Here is a 19864-nt window from a genome sequence, read left to right as displayed (position 1 = left end):
AACACTTGATCTCATCCCTGTTTTCGCAGTGTGTCATTGTCTAACAGTATCTATTGCCAAAGTAATGGTAGTGGCAGGTAGGCAGCAAGCAAACGCATCCCGATGAGCTTACTCGGGTAAGTGAACGTAGCTAACACTCCAGCAGCTTCAAGTACCAAGGGAATAGTCAATTTAGTGATATCACAGCGCATATTATTAAAGATGAAAATACCTCATAGCCATTTCATTGACAGAAAGTCGATAACCCGTTATTTCCTTGTACAGAGATAAATACTGATGCCCTCCAAGATGGCATCCCTGATACGAGGTTTTTTTAGATGATTCAAGCAGCACCCCAGCAGAGCCGCAGCGCCCCTTCTGCGACCGTGGTTGCCAAATTTGGTGGCACCAGCGTGGCAGATTTTGCTGCCATGAGTCGCAGCGCCGATGTGGTTTTATCGAACCCGGACGTTCGTTTGGTTATCTTGTCAGCTTCGGCTGGAATTACCAATCTGTTGGTCGCCCTTGCCGATGGCTGTGAGCCTGAAAAGCGTGAACTTCATTTAGCAGAAATTAGTCGAATTCAATCCGATATTCTAGCCAAACTCGGCAATCCGGTGGTTATCCGCGATGAAATTGAACGCATGCTGGAAAACATCGCCATGCTGTCTGAAGCGGCCAGTCTGGCAACGTCTGCGGCGTTAACCGATGAACTGGTGAGTCACGGCGAATTGATGTCTACACTGCTGTTTGTCGAGCTAATACGCCAGCGTCAGGTGGCAGTGGAATGGTTTGATGTACGTAAAATCATGCGAACCAATGACCGTTTTGGTCGTGCTGAACCGGATACCCAATTGCTGTCTGAATTAGCTCAAACGCAATTGGCCCCGCGTATCGCGCAGGCCATTGTTGTCACACAAGGCTTTATCGGCAGTGAAAGCAAAGGGCGCACCACTACCCTTGGCCGTGGCGGTAGCGATTACACCGCCGCGTTACTGGGTGAAGCACTGAATGTTGGCCGCATTGATATCTGGACAGATGTCCCTGGGATTTATACCACCGATCCACGGGTGGTTCCGGCAGCAAAACGCATCGATAAAATTGCTTTCGAAGAAGCGGCTGAAATGGCGACATTTGGTGCCAAAGTCTTGCATCCGGCCACCCTGCTGCCAGCCGTGCGCAGTGATATTCCAGTGTTTGTCGGCTCAAGCAAAGACCCAGCGGCTGGCGGCACCTTAGTCTGTAATGAAACCGAGAGTCCACCACTGTTCCGTGCCTTGGCATTGCGCCGCAAACAGACGCTGCTGACCTTACATAGCCTGAATATGTTGCATGCACGTGGTTTTCTGGCGGAAGTATTTAATATTCTGGCGCGCCACAATATTTCAGTTGATTTGATAACCACCTCTGAGGTGAGTGTCGCACTAACTCTCGATACTACAGGCTCGACATCAACGGCAGGCAGTCTGCTGACTACCTCACTGCTGACTGAACTCTCCTCACTATGTCGGGTTGAAGTGGAAGAGAATCTGGCGTTGGTAGCGATTATCGGCAATAACCTGTCACAAGCTTGTGGCGTCGGTAAGGAAGTATTCGGTGTCCTTGACCCATTCAATATCCGCATGATTTGCTATGGCGCCAGCAGCCATAACCTGTGCTTCCTAGTGCCAGGGAATGATGCTGAAAAAGTGGTGCAAACCCTGCATCACAATCTGTTTGAGTAACAATTTATTTGAATAATACGCTGTTTGAATAACACGGCTTGAGTCAGAGTAAAAACTAACTATACACTGCTAACAACAACAAGCTGATAACACTGACCGGGCGATTTCGTCCGGTTTTCTTATATCTGACACTGACGACTAAGGACTTTCGCTTCATGTTAGTAAAAATCACCCGGCTGTTCCCGCTGTGGGCGCTGCTGCTGTCAGTCGCGGCCTATTTCCGCCCGACCACCTTTATCGGTATCGGGCCTTATGTCGCCCCGTTACTAATGTTGATCATGTTTGCTATGGGGGTCACTCTGCGGCTGGATGATTTCAAGCGTGTACTCTCGCGCCCAGCACCGGTAGCCGCGGCAACTTTCCTGCATTATCTGATTATGCCGCTCACTGCCTGGATTCTGGCGATACTATTCCGTATGCCACCGGACTTGTCTGCCGGTATGGTACTGGTAGGCAGCGTTGCCAGTGGGACAGCATCTAATGTGATGATTTATCTGGCCAAAGGAGATGTCGCGTTATCAGTGACCATCTCTGCGGTTTCTACCCTGGTGGGGGTTTTTGCCACGCCATTACTGACCCGTTTATATGTCGACGCCACCATCAGTGTTGACGTCGTGGGAATGCTGAAAAGTATTCTGCAAATCGTGGTCATCCCTATTAGCGCAGGGCTGATTATCCATCACACCTTTACTAAAACGGTGAAACGCATTGAGCCTTATCTACCGGCGATGTCGATGGTCTGTATTGTCGCTATCATTAGTGGCGTGGTCGCCGGTAGCCAGAGTCATATCGCTTCAGTGGGTTTCGTGGTGATTATTGCGGTTATCCTGCATAACGGTATTGGCCTGTTAAGTGGTTACTGGGGCGGGAAACTGTTCGGCTTTGATGAATCTACCTGCCGCACACTGGCCATTGAAGTCGGTATGCAAAACTCAGGACTCGCGGCTACGTTGGGTAAAATTTACTTCTCGCCACTGGCTGCCCTACCCGGCGCATTGTTCTCGGTCTGGCATAACCTCTCCGGTTCACTACTGGCGGGCTACTGGTCAGGTAAACCAGTAGAGAAAGATAAAAAGTAATACCAAAGAGTATAAATGCCCGAACCATTCGGGCATTTTCAATTTTTCTGTTTCTTTTTATTCCCCGCTTTAGACAGAAAAACAACATCAATAACACCCAGCATTACCCTGATAATATTTAAAATAATTCTGAAAACAGTCACTCAATAACCGCTTAATATTAAAAAATTATTATCTTTCCCTTCTCTCTGAATATTCCTTAATTATTATCCTCAATCCGCCGTCTCTACTCTTTAGGGACGGTAATAGTGCTGCCCGTAAATTTGACTCAAGGACGGAAAGTACTGGGTCCACTCATCGCGTTATACCCAGGAAATTCCCCCCACAAACATCATGATAAAAAAACGTACCGCATTATGTTTTTTATTGAGCACGGGCGCTCACGCTAACATGACTCCGGGGGTAGATATTCCCTCTCCGATCAATGAATCACGCCAGAACTTACAGAACAGCAGCACTGAAATTAATCACTTAATAGAAGAGCGTCGTCTGCCTCATGTTAAACAGCCTGAGGCAGAGATAGAAACGCCCGAAAATAGTGCACCTGAATTAGATGATAACGCGCAATGTCTTCCCATTAGCGGCGTCTATATTCAGGGTATTACCTTATTGACTGAGGCGGATTTAGAGACTTTAAGCCCAATACCGGAGCAATGTATTGGTAGCGAAAACATTAATCTGTTGGCGCGTGAACTCACTCAACTTTATCTTAACAAAGGTTATATTACCGCCCGCGTCCAGTTTATTCCTCCCGATAACGAGGGCGAATTGGGTTTCGATGTAACTGAAGGTTTTATTGAGAGCATCGAAAGTGTTGACCCAGAATTAAACGGTGAAAATGTTTTCCCCAATATGATCGGGGAACCATTAAATATTAAACAACTCGACCAAGGGCTCGATCAAGCTAACCGTTTACCCTCCAATAAAATAACTGTTGATATTTTACCAGGAAAAGAGGCGGGCGGCTCAATTCTCAGATTGAGTAATATCCGGTCAAAACCCTGGCATCTGACAACATCCCTGGATAATTATGGTAATAAAAGTACCGGTAAATGGTTAAGCCGCAATGCATTTTCTTTCGATAACCCCCCTGGGTTATCAGATTCTCTCAGCTTAAATATCAGCAGTACCACCGATAATCCACAGAAAAACCATAGCCGCGCCTATTCACTGTTTTATTCCGTTCCTTATGGCGCATTGACCTTTAGTGGGTTTGGCAGTTATTCCGAATACCTTTATCCGGTGCAGTTACAATTCAATACCATCGAACTACAAGGTAAAACCCAGCAGCATGGCTTACGCACCGATTATGTTTTCTATCGCGACCAAGACCAAATTAATGGCTTAAGCGCACAACTAACCTATAAACAGGCTGAAAACTACTTTAACGAACAGAAAATCGCCGTCAGCAGCCCGACACTGACGGTATTTGAATTAGGTATTAATCATCTGCACATCCTGCCCACCGGCATATTCAATGTGAATGTCAGCATTGAACAGGGATTATCCTTATTGGGTGCAGATCAAAACATATCAGCCAGCTATCAAGACAGCCAATTCACCAAAGCTAAAGCCGCTGTGACTTCCAATCAATATTTCAAACTGTTTGATGATTTCTATCTGTTTAGCAATCAGTTCTATGGCCAATACACCCGTGACCGATTACCGGGCGTTGAATGGTTGAGCGTCACCGACAGCAACGCTATTCGTGGCTTTAGTCGCAATACCTTATCGGCGGATCGAGGCTGGTATCTCCAGAATACCTTGTCGCGCAACTTTACACTCGGCAACACCACCCTAACCCCGCGGTTAGGGGCAGATGTGGGTCGTATACAACAATCATCGCCAGGCTGGAGCAGTGCTATGGGGTTAAGTGCCGGCATCAATCTCAGTTACCGCGATATCAAACTGGATATTGAAGCCAGCCGTGGCCACTTATTGTCCGGTAAAACAGAGAATAAAGACCCTACTCAGATTCTGGCGCGCTTCTCTTATTCCTTTTAATTAATCCGCTGCCAGCGAAAGCCAATTTTTATCAATACCAAACTATATGACAAAAATGGAGAAGTAAAAATGAAACAAAATAAGTTCAAGCTCTCCCCGGCAGGAAAGCTGGCGGCAGCCGTTGCTATTATTTCAGTATCAGTGGCCACCTGTTATGCTGCTGGGATTGTCGGTGCCGGTGATCCTGCCCACAATCCAGCAATTAATACGGTAAATGGCGTCCCAGTCATCGATATCGTAAAACCCTCAGCATCGGGGTTATCACATAACCAATATAATGAATTTAACGTTAACAAAGCGGGAGCCGTGCTTAATAACTCTCTCAGTACCGGTCAATCACAACTTGTCGGGCAATTATCTGCCAACCAGAACTTAAATGGTCAAGCAGCCAGTATTATTTTGAATGAGGTTATCAGCCGTAACCCTTCATTATTATTAGGTAAGCAGGAAGTCTTTGGCATGGCAGCTGACTATATTCTGGCTAACCCTAATGGAATTACCTGTAATAGCTGTGGTTTTATTAATACCAATCGAAACTCACTGGCAGTCGGTAATCCGCTAGTAGATCAAGGTAATTTACAAGGCTTTGATACTCGCAATAACACCAATTTATTAAATATAACAGGTTATATATCAACAGTTGGGCCAATAGACTTAATTGCGCCACGTATTAATATGCTGGGAGCTGTAGACTCCAGAGAGAGCATTAACATCATCCTCGGGAAAAATAAAGTTAGCGTTGACGGGGAGATATTAGAATCACAAAAATATGTGGATTCAGCATACGACAGTAAAATATTTGGTGGTATGCAGGCCAATAGAATTCGTATTGTTAACACCGCAGAAGGTAATGGGGTAAATATGTCAAGTGGGTATTCTGCCCGTGACTCGATAGAAATTTTAACACCGGGAAGATTGAATCTTGATGTTGATTCCGATCCAAATTTGAATTATAACCCGACCCCCGCCAACTTAAGCGGTAAAGATATCACAGTCAGCGCCGGTGATATCTTTACTTCAGGCGATATTATTGAATCATCTTCTGGCGGTTCGACAACACAGACACTCAAACGCACCAAAATTAAAGGCGCAAATATTTCAATTATTGCCAAGAAAAAAAATCATCTTAGTGCCGCCATCATTGATGGTAAAAACATCACTATTCAAGGTGGGGATATTAAACTGGATACAGAGAAACTCACTAATACACAGGCCAATGGCTATTCAGAAAAGGGTGGGTGGGGGCTACATAACTGGAGCAAATCTGAAGATAATAAAAACCAACAACAAACAGTTATTGGAACCACTATTATTGCGGAGAATAACATCTTTCTTAAATCAACCAAAGGGGATATAAAATTATCAAGCTCTTCTGTAAGGGCAGGCGATAATCTTTCAGTCAAAGCGGAAAAAGATTTACAACTCAAAGGCCAGATTGAACAAAGCTCAAAGCATGAAAAAGGCCATAACTATGTGCAAATGAGAGAGGATAAATCTTGGGACAATAAAGAAAACACTCAAACACTCAATAAAACCATGCTACAAGCCGATGGGAATTTGGGTTTAACGGCAGAAGGAAAAATTACCGGCAATGGTGTTAAGGCATCAGCTGGCGGCGATTTATTAATCAATGCCAATGAAGTCAAGATTGATGTGGAAAAGACCAAAAATCAGAAAACAACAAATGGTAAAAATGAACAAAATTTAGGGCTAGGGGGTATCGATCATAATAACAACAATAAGAATGCAGAAACCAATCACCGTTCTGAAATAATCGCTGATGGAACAATTCTAGTTATAGGTAATAAAGGTGTTTCCATTACCGGCAGTCAAGTCAAAGGTACCAAAGATGGTTATATTCAGGCAGATCAAGGCGGCATTAAGATTGATAACGCCATTAGTACCACCACCACTAAAATTGATGAGCGTACCGGTGTCGCCTTTAATATTACTGGCAGTTCCCATAAAGCCAATAATAGCGATGAAAAAGTTATCGGCAGCGAATTAGCGTCAGATGCTAATCTCAAAATAATCAGTAAAGATAATGTTGATGTTATTGGCAGTATGGTAGCAAGTGCCGGTGAACTGGGTATTGAAACGCTAGGTGAAGTTAATGTTAAAGCCGCTCAAGCCCAACAGAAAATTGATGAGCAGAAAAGCAAACTTACTATCTCGGGCTTTACCAGCGATGATGGTAACAACCAATACCAGGCAGGTTTGAAACTGAATCACAGCAGTGAGAGCGAAAAAACTGACAGCATCAAAAATCACGCTGCGTCACTGCAAGGTGGCACAGTCAAACTGGACGCCCAAAAAGACATCACATTTATCGGCTCTAACATCACTGCCACCAAAGGCGATGCAGAAATTAAAGGCGAAAATGTTTCATTTGTCGCTACGCAAGACACTCTCTCCAGCAATAAAACCAAAGAAACCGTTGGGGTTGATTTCCACTACACCGGCGGCATGGATAAAGCCGGCAGTGGTGTAAACGTAGGCTACGAAGATACCCAAACCAGCACTGACAAATCAACCTCCGTGGTCTCGGGTTCACAGGTAGCGGGTAATCTGAATATCACCGCAACACAAGACGTCACCAATCAGGGAACGGACCATAACGTCGGTGGCGCTTATCAGGCTCAGGGCAATAATATCCATAATCTGGCCGCTGAGAATAGTGAAAAAACGCATACCAAAACCACCAAGGTTGATGTCGGTTATGAGGCCAATATTGCTTATGGCGAAGTGACCCGCCCGGTTGAAAAAGTGATAGCCGATGGGCAAAAACTGGATATTGGCGGCATGGTTGAAGCGGTAGGCGAAGTGGGCGCGCCTAACGCTGGGATAGATCTTGCGGCTAAAGGTGGAACCAAAGAGACCCACCTCAACAGTAACCAATCTGTCGTAACATCAATCAAAGGCGGTAACATCGCGCTCAATGCCAACGGCGAAGTCAAAGATCAAGGCACAAAATATCAAGCGGACAAAGGAGCCATTACGCTGGATGCATCGCGTCATACCTTTGAAGCTACCGTTAATCGTGTTGACCAACATGTTACAGAAACCTTCGGCGAAGCAGATATTCGAGTTTACACCTCTACAGGCAAAGACATTACCCTTGATGGTAAGGGCAAAGGGGGATCGACAGATCAGCATATAAAAGGTGAAATTGCGCAAGTTGGTAGCATGAACGCAGCAAATGGCGTCAATATCAATGTGAAACAGGATGCGAGCTATCAAGGCACAAATATCAATGCAGGTAGTGGCAAAACTACGGTTAGCGCAGGCGGTAATATTGTTTTTGATCAAGTCACTAACCACACCAGTGAAAACCATAATAACGTTGAGGCTAATGCCAAAGCGAACCTTGGTACTAACGTCGGCAGTAAAAACTTCGGTGCCGGTTTAGGTGGCGGTAACAGTAAGGGGCAAAGCAGTACCTCCGTTGCCCAAGTCAGTCATCTGCAAGGCCAGCAAGGTATTGAGCTGAATGCAGGGAAAGATTTGACACTCACCGGCACCTCGTTCGACAGTAAAGAACAAGCTACCGGTGATATTCTGCTGGCAGCCGGTGGCAAAGTCGATATTCTGGCCGCGCAATCACAGGGGTCGAAGCAGGATATGACCTGGTCAGCCAGTGCCAATGCGGGTATGAGTACAAGCAGTGGTACCGATAAAAATGGTAAAGGGATAAAGGCAGGCGCAGAAGTTAACGTTGCTAATAAAGACGAGTCAGCCACCAAACATCAAGGCAGTGTGATTAACAGCAATGGCGCAGTCAACATTAAAGCTGGCGGTCACGATAACCAAGCCATCCATATGCAAAATGCCAATATCACCAGCCAGCAAACCACACTGACGGCAGATAATGGCGGCATCATGCTGGAGTCAGCACAAGACCAGGAACACAAAAACAACTGGAACTTCACAGCCGGCGCCAATGGCAACCAAAATAGCTCTTTCAATAAAGATGATAAAGGGGTGGTCGACAAGCAAAGTAGCGAAAAACTCCATAATATCAGCGCTAAATTGGATGTCGGTGTTGAAAAACTGAATGCTGTAATGCAACAAAACACCCATATCAATAGCAACAATATCGCCCTGAATAGCGCCAAAGACACTGCTCTGGCGGGTGCTATGCTCAAAGCTAATGATATTACTGGCACTATCGGCGGTAACTTGAAAGTGCAAAGCCGTGAAGATGTCCGACAGGAAGTTAATGTCAACACTGGCTTGAGTTTCAATCACAGTAACGAGAAACAAGACAGTATGATTAATCAGGTAGCCGATGCGACCCCAATCGGCTCGGATAAAGTGAAAAAAACCCTGACCACTAAATCCAATAAGTTATTCGATAAAGTTAAAAAGCAATATGACCAAGTTTCAAGCTACTTTGGTTCTAAAGAAGAAGATAACGTACAACCCCTCAGCTATACCAAAAAGGGGAGCAATGAAACGCTAACCGAGTCTAAGGAAGAAGCAGAAACCGAAGATAAATGGTGGCAGAAAGGTGCCAAAGCAGCAGGCAAAAAAATCAAAAGTAATGTTCAGGATGAACAAGTCAAAGGTGGCAGCGGCAAAGCTAAAGTTGAAGTGGAAGTCGTTGAAAATAAAGCGGTTGAAGAACAATCAGCCATTAGCGGCACACAGTCAGTTAATTTGAACGTAGCCGGTAAAACTGAACTAATCGGTGGAAAAATAACCAATAGAGACAGCGATGTAAACTTACAAACCAATGGTCTGGAATTACAGGATATCAACGGCAAACACACCCAGGGCGGAGCGAGAGTAAATGCATCGTCTAAAGTTACCGAGATAATTGGTGGTGGCGTCAGTGAAATGATGGAAGGCAAAACACCGCTGCTAGGCGCTCATGGTGGCTCCGAACAGAAAAATGCCGTAGCCGGTGTGACGCGAGGCTAAAGCGCGCAAACCACTTGGTTAAAGAGCATTAAAAAAGGAGATAGTCATCACGGCTATCTCCTTTCATTTTACTTAACAACTAACTTAACTATCAGTCGGCATCATAACCCAAGTTCGGGGCTAACCAGCGCTCAACCTCCGCTACCGGCATCCCCTTACGGGCGGCATAATCTTCCACCTGATCACGCTGAATCTGTGCCACCGCAAAGTATTTACTGTCTGGATGGCTGAAATACCAGCCTGATACCGAGGCACCCGGCCACATGGCGTAGGATTCGGTCAACTTCATGCCAGTGTGAGTTTCTACATCCAGCAACTGCCAGATTTGGCCTTTTTCAGTATGTTCCGGGCAAGCCGGATACCCCGGTGCTGGGCGAATCCCTTGGTAGTTCTCGCGCACCAATTCCTCGTTGCTCAGGTTTTCATTCGGTGCAAAGCCCCAATACACCTTACGTACCCGCTCATGCAGATATTCTGCAAAAGCTTCTGCCAGACGGTCTGACAAGGCCTTAATCATGATTTTATTGTAATCATCATGCTGAGCATCATAAGCCTCGGCCAAGGCATCTTCTTCCAAGCCACCAGTGACAGCAAATGCTCCGTAGTAATCAATCTTGCCACTAGATTTAGGTGCAACATAATCTGCCAGGCAATAGTTCGGGAAGTCGGTCTTCTCGGTTTGTTGGCGCAGATGATGGCTGACCACCAGCACATCCTCACGCCGCTCATCGCGATAAACTTCGATATCATCGCCGACGCTGTTAGCTGGGAATATCCCCACCACGCCTTTCGGATGCAGCAAGTTTTCTGCCGACAATTTATCCAGCAGTTCATTGGCATCGGCAAATAGGCGTTTAGCCTCTTCGCCGACCACCTCATCTTCCAAAATACGTGGGTATTTACCCGCCAACGACCAGGTCATAAAGAATGGCGTCCAGTCGATATAATTGCGCAGAGTTTCGATACTGGCCTCGACAGGCTGCACACCTAATTTATGGGCGACTGGCGGCGTATAACTTTCCCAATCGATTACGGTTTGGTTATCCCGCGCGATTTGTAAACTGACCGGCGGAGTTCGCGGTTTTTTACGTGCATGCTGAATACGGACGGTTTCATATTCTTTGCGCGTTTTTGCTACGAAATCATCACGCTGCGTGTCAGATAACAACGCTGAAACCACGCCAACGCTGCGTGAGGCATTGGAGACGTAAGTGGTGGAACCACTGTAGTTCTGTTCGATTTTAACCGCGGTATGGGCTTTCGAGGTGGTCGCGCCGCCAATCAATAACGGCAAGGTAAAACCCTGTCGCTCCATCTCTTTGGCAACGTTAACCATTTCATCCAGCGACGGGGTTATCAGGCCGGACAAGCCGATGATATCGACCTTTTCCTCCCGCGCCGTGCGCAGGATTTTTTCGGTCGGCACCATCACACCCAGATCGATGATCTCATAGTTATTACACTGTAAAACCACACCCACAATGTTTTTGCCGATATCGTGCACATCACCTTTAACCGTTGCCAGCAGGATTTTGCCCGCGGTAGTGCCTTTCTGCTTACTGGCTTCAATATAAGGTTCGAGATAGGCTACTGCCTGTTTCATCACTCGGGCAGATTTTACCACTTGTGGCAGGAACATTTTCCCTTCACCGAACAGGTCACCAACCACATTCATCCCGGCCATCAATGGCCCTTCGATAACCTCGATTGGCCGCTCAGCCTGCTGACGGGCTTCTTCGGTATCCAGCTCGATAAACTCAGTGATGCCTTTAACCAGTGAATATTCCAGCCGTTTTTTTACATCCCAGCCACGCCACTCCGCTTGTTGAATTGCCACTTCACCACTTTTGCTGCTGCGATATTTTTCGGCCAGATCCAACAACCGCTCAGTGCTGTCGCTACGGTGATTAAGGATCACATCTTCCACCGCATCACGCAGCTCATCCGACAGATCATCATAGATCGCCAGTTGGCCAGCGTTGACGATCCCCATATCCATGCCATTACGGATAGCGTAATAGAGGAAAACAGCATGGATCGCCTCACGTACCGGATCATTACCGCGGAATGAGAAGGAGACGTTGGAGACACCACCTGAAATCATGGCATGAGGGAGCTCAGCTTTGATATCGGCGCATGCTTCAATAAAGTCGACCGCATAGTTGTTATGCTCTTCAATCCCCGTCGCCACGGCGAAAATATTGGGATCGAAGATGATGTCTTCCGGCGGGAAGCCGACAGTTTCGGTCAATATCTTATAAGCGCGGCGGCAGATTTCGATTTTACGCGCACGGGTATCCGCCTGCCCGGTTTCATCAAATGCCATCACAACCATGGCAGCACCATAACGGCGCACCAGCTTAGCGTGATGGATAAAGGCAGCTTCGCCCTCTTTCATCGAAATAGAGTTAACAATTCCTTTGCCTTGAATACATTTCAGGCCTTTTTCGATCACATCCCACTTAGAGGAGTCGATCATGATTGGCACCCGGGCGATATCTGGTTCACCGGCAATCAGATTGAGGAAGCGCACCATCGCGGCTTCTGCGTCCAACATCCCCTCATCCATATTGATATCGATGATCTGCGCGCCGCTTTCAACCTGTTGGCGGGCTACATCCAGCGCTTCATCATATTTATCTTCTTTTATCAGCCGCTTAAAACGAGCCGAACCGGTGACGTTGGTGCGCTCGCCGACGTTAACAAATAGCGAGTTGGCATCGATAGTCAGCGGTTCCAGACCAGCCAGACGGCAAGCCACTGCAATATCCGGCAACGGGCGCGGAGTGACGCCAGCGACGGCTTTAACCATCGCCGCAATATGTCGTGGTGTGGTACCACAACAACCACCGACAATATTCAAAAATCCAGCCCGTGCCCACTCACCAATCTGTTCGGCCATCTCTTTGGCTTCCAGATCGTATTCACCAAAAGCATTAGGCAAACCGGCATTCGGGTGCGCACTGACATAATATTCAGAGATACGGGATAACTCCGCCACATATTGACGTAATTCATCCGGCCCCAACGCGCAGTTCAGGCCAAAAGAGAGCGGTTTAACGTGGCGCAGCGAGTTATAAAAAGCTTCTGTGGTTTGGCCTGATAATGTCCGGCCCGAGGCATCGGTAATAGTGCCGGAAATCATCACCGGCAACAGCACACCCATGGCTTCAAATTCAGACTCAACAGCAAAGGTAGCCGCTTTCGCATTAAGGGTATCGAAGACCGTCTCGATCATAATCAGATCAACACCACCTTCAATCAAGGCGCGGGTAGACTCCCGATAAGCCTCAACCAACTGATCAAAACTGACATTACGGAACGCCGGATCATTAACTTTAGGCGAGATCGACGCGGTACGGTTGGTTGGGCCAAGAACCCCGGCAACATAGCGCGGCTTTTCTGGGGTACGGGCGGTCCATTCATCAGCGCAAATCCGAGCCAACCGAGCAGCTTCATAGTTAATTTCGGCTGACAGCGACTCCATCTGATAATCCGCCATCGCAATGGTGGTGGAGTTAAATGTATTGGTTTCGAGAATATCAGCGCCCGCTTCAAGGTAGGCATTGTGAATGGCGATAATGACTTCCGGTTTAGATAGCACCAATAAGTCGTTGTTGCCTTTCAGATCACTTGGCCAATCAGCAAAGCGCGCTCCACGATAATCAGCCTCTTCCAGCCGATAGCTCTGGATCATCGTGCCCATACCACCGTCCAGCACCAGGATCCGTTGTGCCAGTTGCTGATGCAATTGCTTAACCTTATTGTTTAATACTGTGTCCACCACTGTCTGTCGCCTCTTTACCCTGTTGCTTTGCCATTACCCGACGCATCTTGGTTGTTTATTTGTATCAGACATGCTGAAAAATTCATCCCTATATACCCAATAGATTTCGAGTTGCAGGTCGGCGGCAACGAAATGAACCCAAGGAGTTGAGATAACTCAATGACTTGGGTGAGTGACGGCAGCCAACAACCCTGCATCTTGAAAGATGACGGGTATAAACCCGTCTGTCATCCTAGCACAAGTTATCAATGTAATGAGTCCGCTAGCAGTTGAGACTTTTTCAGGTAGAGAAACCGACTCATCGGATGAGCGTTTTCTATCGTTTGCATGCATAATTGAAAAACGAAAATGAATTCCATAAAAATAGATGAGAGGTGGATTTATGGCGTTACCGATTCCGATTAAACGGGGGAAAAAACCCAAGGCAGCTGCACAAACCACCCCGACAGCAACCGGTCAGGTTCAGTCATTAACGCGCGGGCTTAAATTACTGGAATATATTTCCGAATCACAAGGCAGTGTCGCCCTGACGGATTTAGCACAACAGGCGGGGTTGCCGAATTCTACCACTCATCGCCTGCTGACAACCATGCAACAGCAAGGTTTTGTCCGTCAGGTGGGGGATTTAGGGCTTTGGACCATGGGGGCTCACGCCTTTATTGTCGGCAGTAGCTTCCTGCAAAGCCGCAATTTGCTGGCCATGGTGCATCCGATGCTACGCCGTTTGATGGATGAATCAGGCGAAACCGTCAACCTGGCGGTACTCGACCATAGCGACTACCAGGCCATTATTATCGATCAAGTACAATGTACTGCGCTAATGCGCATGTCAGCCCCCATTGGTGGCAAACTGCCAATGCATGCTTCCGGTGCGGGTAAAGCCTTTCTCTCTACCCTGACAGATGATCAATTAGTGCAGTTGTTACATAAGAAAGGGCTGCACGCATATACCCAACATACCCGTACCAATCCAGCCAGCCTGAAAGAGAATCTGGCACTGACTCGCAAGCAAGGTTATTCATTTGATGATGAAGAACATGCCCTCGGCTTGCGTTGTATCGCCGCTTGTCTGTTCGATGAACACCATGAAGCCTTTGCCGCAATCTCTATCTCCGGCCCGGTATCACGCATTACCGACGACCGCGTCACCGAACTTGGCGCACTGGTTATTCATGCTGCGAAAGAAATCACTCAATCCTATGGTGGCGGGAATCGTAATTAGTTAAAAAATCGAATGCATAAAAACTTTTTCGTTCGGTGAGAACAGGCAGATGGTAAAGACGCCGTAGATTAAGCGCAATGATCAACGGGTTTACCGCGCCTCGGGGCGCTCCGGTCGCTTACGCGCTTGTATTCAATCAAGGCGTAGCGAGCGAAAGGAGTTTGGGTACGCCCTGCGCGCAGAACCCGGAGCGTATATGTAATACGTGAGGAGTTCGAGCACAGCGCAAACCCAAAATCCGCACGCGCAGTAGCCGTTAATTTAACGTCCGCTGTGAGAAGCGCTGCTTACGGCGATAGGCAAAAACATCCTCCACATGCCCGTCCTTAATACGCTGCTGCAACCCACGCCAATAGCTGGCGTGAAACAGGTCGCTGTGCATCTCCTCAAAAAAATGCCGTATTTTCAGATCAGTGCATAAGAAATGACGAAACTCTTCAGGGAATACATCATTGGGCGATACGCTATACCACGGCTCGCTGGCCATCTCATCTTCCGGGTAGCGCGCTGGCGGAATATCGCGGAAATTCACCTCTGTCATATAGCAAATTTCATCGTAATCATAGAACACCACGCGACCATGGCGGGTCACACCAAAGTTCTTAAATAACATATCACCGGGGAAGATATTTGCCGCAGCCAACTGCTTAATGGCATTACCATACTCCTCGATAGCATCCTTTAGTTGCTGATCATTGGCCTGCTCCATATAAAGGTTCAATGGCGTCATCCGCCGCTCCATATAGAGATGCTTAATAATGATTTGGTCGCCTAAATCTTCTAACTTTTCCGGCACTTCCCGTTGTAGTTCGGCCAGTAACTCCGGGCTTATCCGCTGCTTATCAATAACAAAATTCTCATACTCTTGAGTATCCGCCATGCGCCCGACGCGGTCATGCTCTTTAACCAATTGATAGCACTCTAAAACTCGTGCCTGGCTGACCTCTTTTTGCGGCGCAAACTGATCCTTAATGACCTTAAATACCCGATCAAATGACGGTAGGGTAAACACCAGCATCACCATGCCTTTAACCCCTGGGGCGATAATAAACTGTTCACTGGATTGATGAACAAAGGTGAGGTATTCACGATAACTTTCAGTTTTGCCGTGTTTCTGGCAACCAATTGCCATATACAGCTCAGCTGTCGATTTACCCGGTAATATTTCCCGTAGCCATTCCACCATTGCCGCTGGCAGCGGGGCATAAACCATAAAGTAAGAGCGAGCAAAACCGAACACAATGCTGGCCTCCGCTTTACCGGTGAGGCAAGTATCAATAAATAGGGCTCCAGATTCATTGTGATGGATGGGGAGCAGGAAGGGATAAACCCCTTCAGCCAACCGCAACTTACCGACTAACCAAGCCGCTTTATTGCGATAAAACAGTTCATTAGCGATTTGAAACCGTGCGCCTATCAGTTGCTCATCAGGGAATGCTTGCCGAAGAGCCTCTGTGATATAGCCGATATCACGCGGCAGATCTTCCCACGGCAAACGTAGCGGCAAATCACTAAGAACCATCTGCAACATGCCACTCAGATCCCCTTTTGGGGAAAAATCGCGCGCTAACGGGCGGGGGATCTCACGAAAGCGCCGCTCCGGTTGCGAGCTGAAAACAAACAGCTTATCCGGCGTTAAATCACGGTGCTTAAACAAGCGGCAGTAAACAGAATTAAAAAAACTCTCCGCAATTTCAAAACGCGGGTAATCCGGCAACAACTCGGTGTAGATCTCTTTTACCCGTGCCAGAAATTCTGCATCAAAACAGCGCTGATCGGTGATGTGCTTTAGTTGCTCAACCACCAGACCGACATGGTGGTCATAGAGGTGAATACGCTTCTTCATCGCCTGCTGAACGGCATGCCAGTCCGCCTGCTCAAAACGGTGTTGAGCGCTGGCAGTAACCTCTAGAAAGCGACCATATTGTGCATCGAAGCCCTGCAAGATTGTCTGAGCGATTAATCGTTCCAGTTTTACCGCCATACTCACCCCCGCCATACGGAACAGAGCCTGCATATGCAGGCTCCTGAAAGACACGCGTTCAATCAAACCGCATTTAGAATTGCTGTTCTTCCGTCGAGCCAGTCAATGCCGTCACCGATGATTCGCCACCCTGAATGATATTGGTGACTTTATCAAAGTAGCCCGTACCCACTTCTTGCTGATGGGATGCAAAGGTATAACCGCGCTCAGCTGATGCAAATTCTGGCTGCTGCACTTTCTCAACATAGTGCTTCATGCCTTCGCCCTGCGCATAAGCATGGGCTAAATCAAACATGTTGAACCACATGCTGTGGATGCCTGCCAGGGTAATAAACTGGTATTTGTAACCCATCGCCGACAGATCATCCTGGAAGCTGGCAATCTGCTGGTCGGTCAGATTCTTTTTCCAGTTAAATGATGGCGAGCAGTTATAAGCCAATAATTTACCAGGGAATTTCGCATGAATCGCCTGCGCGAAGCGTTTAGCCAGTTCCAGGTCCGGCGTAGAGGTTTCACACCAGACCAAATCAGCATAAGGGGCATAGGCCAAACCACGGCTGATCGCTTGCTCAATACCGGCATGTGTGCGGAAGAAGCCTTCGGCTGTGCGCTCGCCGGTCACGAATTCACTGTCATATGGGTCGCAATCAGAAGTCAGTAAATCAGCCGCATCAGCATCAGTACGGGCAATCAACAAGGTTGGCACACCCAGAACATCGGCGGCTAAACGGGCAGCAACCAATTTTTGAATCGCTTCTTGAGTCGGCACCAACACCTTACCGCCCATATGACCACATTTCTTCACCGCAGCCAGTTGGTCTTCAAAATGCACCCCCGCCGCGCCAGCTTCAATCATAGCTTTCATCAATTCAAAAGCATTCAGCACACCACCAAAACCGGCTTCAGCATCAGCCACAATCGGCAGGAAATAGTCGGTATACCCTTTGCTACCCGGTTCAATATTATTCGACCACTGAATCTGATCCGCGCGGCGGAAGCTATTATTAATTCTTTTAACCACCGCAGGGACCGAGTCTACTGGATATAACGACTGATCGGGATACATGCTAGAGGCGGTATTCGCATCGGCGGCAACCTGCCAGCCCGACAGATAAATTGCCTCAACACCGGCTTTCGCTTGTTGCAGAGCCTGACCACCGGTTAACGCACCGAGACAGTTGATATACCCTTTGCGCGCACCACCATGCAGTAATTCCCACAGTTTATGTGCTCCGTGCTGCGCCAGCGTGCATTCAGGATTTACTGAACCGCGCAGTTTAATCACCTCTTCTGCGCTATATGGTCGGGTGATACCTTTCCAGCGCGGCGATGTCCATTCCTGTTCCAACTGCTGAATTTGTTGAGTACGAGAGGTAGTCATGGCGATATTCCTTATTATTCAATTTTGTAGGGTTAAATAGGGTGTGATACCCAAAGTCATTGGAGTTGCAGGTAGGCAGCAAGCGAACGAATCCCGATGAGCTGACACAAGTCAGTGATTCGGGTGAACGAACGTAGCTAACACCGCTGCGGCTTCAAGGACGAAGAGTGTTTTAGGCCAGTAATGCATAGCCTGGTAGCGTCAGGAAGTCGATAAGCTCGTCTTGTGTTGTAATTCGCTCCATCAGACGCGCGGCTTCTTCAAACCGCCCGCCATCAAAGCGCTCTGCGCCAAGCTCAAGCTTCACTACCTGCATTTCTTCACTCAACATGCTGCGGAACAGTTCTTTGGTCACCGTCTGGCCATTACTCAAGCTTTTCTGGTGATGGATCCATTGCCAAATAGAAGTACGCGAAATCTCTGCTGTTGCGGCATCTTCCATCAGGCCATAAATTGGTACGCACCCATTGCCAGAGATCCATGCCTCAATATATTGCACTGCCACCCGAATATTGGCTCGCATCCCTTCTTCAGTACGATCGCCAGTGCAAGGCTCCAATAACTCAGCAGCCGTGATCGGTTTATCCTGCTCACGCGTGACCTCTAACTGATTTGGCCGTGAACCTAATACCCGATTGAAGACCTCCATCACGGTATCTGCCAGCCCTGGGTGCGCAACCCAAGTACCGTCATGGCCATTGCTGGCTTCCAACTCTTTGTCAGCACGAACTTTATCCAGTACCAGAGCATTCTTTTCTGCATCTTTATTCGGGATAAAGGCCGCCATGCCGCCCATCGCCAACGCACCACGCTTATGACATGTCTTGATCAGCAGGCGAGAGTAGGCACTGAGGAAAGGTTTCGTCATCGTCACTGACTGGCGATCCGGTAATACACGATCACTGTGATTCTTCAGCGTTTTGATATAACTAAAGATATAGTCCCAACGGCCACAATTGAGAGCAACAATATGATGGCGCAGGTGGTAGAGGATCTCGTCCATCTGGAATACTGCGGGTAATGTTTCAATTAATACCGTGGCTTTGATGGTGCCTTGTGGTAAATCGAAACGTTGCTCAGTAAAGTTGAAAACATCACTCCACCAGGCGGCTTCCTGATAGGATTGCATTTTTGGTAAATAAAAATAAGGGCCGCTACCTTTGGCCAGTAATTGCTTATAGTTATGGTAGAAATACAATGCGAAATCGAATAAGCCTCCGGGGATTGCTTCCCCTTGCCATTTAACATGTTTCTCTGGCAAGTGCAGGCCGCGAACCCGGGCAATCAATACGGCAGGATTAGGTTTTAACTGATAAATTTTGCCAGATTCATTTGCATAAGAAATTGTGCCTTTTACCGCATCACGCAGGTTAATTTGACCCTCGATAACCTTATCCCAGCTCGGTGCTAATGAATCTTCAAAATCGGCCATAAAGACTTTCACATTGGCATTGAGGGCATTAATCACCATCTTGCGCTCAACCGGCCCGGTGATTTCCACTCTGCGGTCACGTAAGTCTGTAGGAATACCTTGAATCTTCCAGTCACCATCACGAATGGAATTGGTTTCCGAAATAAAATCAGGTAAAGCACCCTGATCAATGGTCTGTTGCCACGATGCCCGTGCAGCAAGGAGTTTGTTCCTCGGCTCAGCAAACTTCACCACCAATTCGGTCAAAAATTCGATGGTCTCATCTGGCAAAACTTGCCGCTCAGCAGCATTAAAATGCGGTGTGAAAACTAACTCCGTGCCAACTAACTGTTGTGTCATTACCCTTCCC

9 protein-coding genes are annotated in these 19864 nt (G+C 47.5%); 5 read left to right on the top strand and 4 right to left on the bottom strand.

Annotation, left to right across the window (positions count from 1 at the left end; all coding sequences use genetic code 11):
* The first annotated feature begins 317 nt into the window (after positions 1-317).
* From lysC to V2A84_RS20885, 4 genes are all read left to right on the top strand, one after another.
* The gene (gene lysC / locus V2A84_RS20900) at positions 318-1703 is read left to right on the top strand and encodes a lysine-sensitive aspartokinase 3 (RefSeq protein WP_083162095.1); all 1386 of its coding nucleotides are present in this window, start codon (positions 318-320) and stop codon (positions 1701-1703) included.
* Between the two features lie 155 nt (positions 1704-1858).
* A complete protein-coding gene (gene panS, locus V2A84_RS20895) occupies positions 1859-2782 on the top strand; it encodes a ketopantoate/pantoate/pantothenate transporter PanS (protein ID WP_083162093.1) in 924 nt (307 codons plus the stop codon).
* A 333-nt stretch (positions 2783-3115) separates the two neighbouring features.
* Positions 3116-4786: a ShlB/FhaC/HecB family hemolysin secretion/activation protein gene (locus V2A84_RS20890; protein ID WP_442849045.1), complete on the top strand. Its 1671-nt coding sequence runs from the start codon at positions 3116-3118 to the stop codon at positions 4784-4786.
* Between the two features lie 69 nt (positions 4787-4855).
* Positions 4856-9709: a hemagglutinin repeat-containing protein gene (locus tag V2A84_RS20885; protein WP_442849044.1), complete on the top strand. Its 4854-nt coding sequence runs from the start codon at positions 4856-4858 to the stop codon at positions 9707-9709.
* A gap of 91 nt (positions 9710-9800) precedes the next feature.
* Here the strand turns inward: V2A84_RS20885 and metH are convergent, their stop codons facing one another.
* Positions 9801-13496: a methionine synthase gene (metH, locus tag V2A84_RS20880; protein WP_442849043.1), complete on the bottom strand. Its 3696-nt coding sequence runs from the start codon at positions 13494-13496 to the stop codon at positions 9801-9803.
* Positions 13497-13878: 382 nt separating this feature from the next.
* Here metH and iclR point away from each other — a divergent pair, with 382 nt between their 5' ends.
* A complete protein-coding gene (gene iclR / locus V2A84_RS20875) occupies positions 13879-14718 on the top strand; it encodes a glyoxylate bypass operon transcriptional repressor IclR (RefSeq protein WP_083162085.1) in 840 nt (279 codons plus the stop codon).
* Between the two features lie 256 nt (positions 14719-14974).
* Here iclR and aceK read toward each other — a convergent pair whose 3' ends face one another.
* The 3 genes from aceK to aceB all read right to left on the bottom strand — a co-directional run bounded on the left by aceK (position 14975) and on the right by aceB (position 19854).
* Entirely contained in the window at positions 14975-16702 is a 1728-nt protein-coding gene (gene aceK, locus V2A84_RS20870) for a bifunctional isocitrate dehydrogenase kinase/phosphatase (RefSeq protein ID WP_083164023.1), read from the bottom strand.
* A 73-nt stretch (positions 16703-16775) separates the two neighbouring features.
* Positions 16776-18083: an isocitrate lyase gene (gene aceA, locus V2A84_RS20865; protein WP_083162083.1), complete on the bottom strand. Its 1308-nt coding sequence runs from the start codon at positions 18081-18083 to the stop codon at positions 16776-16778.
* Between the two features lie 172 nt (positions 18084-18255).
* Complete coding sequence (gene aceB / locus V2A84_RS20860) at positions 18256-19854, bottom strand: malate synthase A (protein ID WP_083162081.1); 1599 nt, start codon at positions 19852-19854, stop codon at positions 18256-18258.
* Positions 19855-19864 lie beyond the last annotated feature (10 nt).

This window comes from Yersinia sp. 2553 StPb PI (assembly GCF_052217105.1).
In the GTDB taxonomy this organism is placed as follows: Bacteria; Pseudomonadota; Gammaproteobacteria; order Enterobacterales; family Enterobacteriaceae; genus Yersinia; species Yersinia enterocolitica_E.
The sequence above is the reverse complement of the archived record's forward strand: the minus strand, read 5'-3'. Positions and strand labels throughout refer to the sequence as shown.

Excerpts from the sequence above, each read along its gene's own strand:
- V2A84_RS20890 (WP_442849045.1), top strand. The coding sequence starts at position 3,116 with ATGATAAAAAAACGTACCGCATTATGTTTTTTATTGAGCACGGGCGCT.
- V2A84_RS20885 (WP_442849044.1), top strand. The coding sequence starts at position 4,856 with ATGAAACAAAATAAGTTCAAGCTCTCCCCGGCAGGAAAGCTGGCGGCA.
- aceA (WP_083162083.1), bottom strand. The coding sequence starts at position 18,083 with ATGACTACCTCTCGTACTCAACAAATTCAGCAGTTGGAACAGGAATGG.
- iclR (WP_083162085.1), top strand. The coding sequence starts at position 13,879 with ATGGCGTTACCGATTCCGATTAAACGGGGGAAAAAACCCAAGGCAGCT.
- aceB (WP_083162081.1), bottom strand. The coding sequence starts at position 19,854 with ATGACACAACAGTTAGTTGGCACGGAGTTAGTTTTCACACCGCATTTT.
- aceK (WP_083164023.1), bottom strand. The coding sequence starts at position 16,702 with ATGGCGGTAAAACTGGAACGATTAATCGCTCAGACAATCTTGCAGGGC.
- panS (WP_083162093.1), top strand. The coding sequence starts at position 1,859 with ATGTTAGTAAAAATCACCCGGCTGTTCCCGCTGTGGGCGCTGCTGCTG.
- lysC (WP_083162095.1), top strand. The coding sequence starts at position 318 with ATGATTCAAGCAGCACCCCAGCAGAGCCGCAGCGCCCCTTCTGCGACC.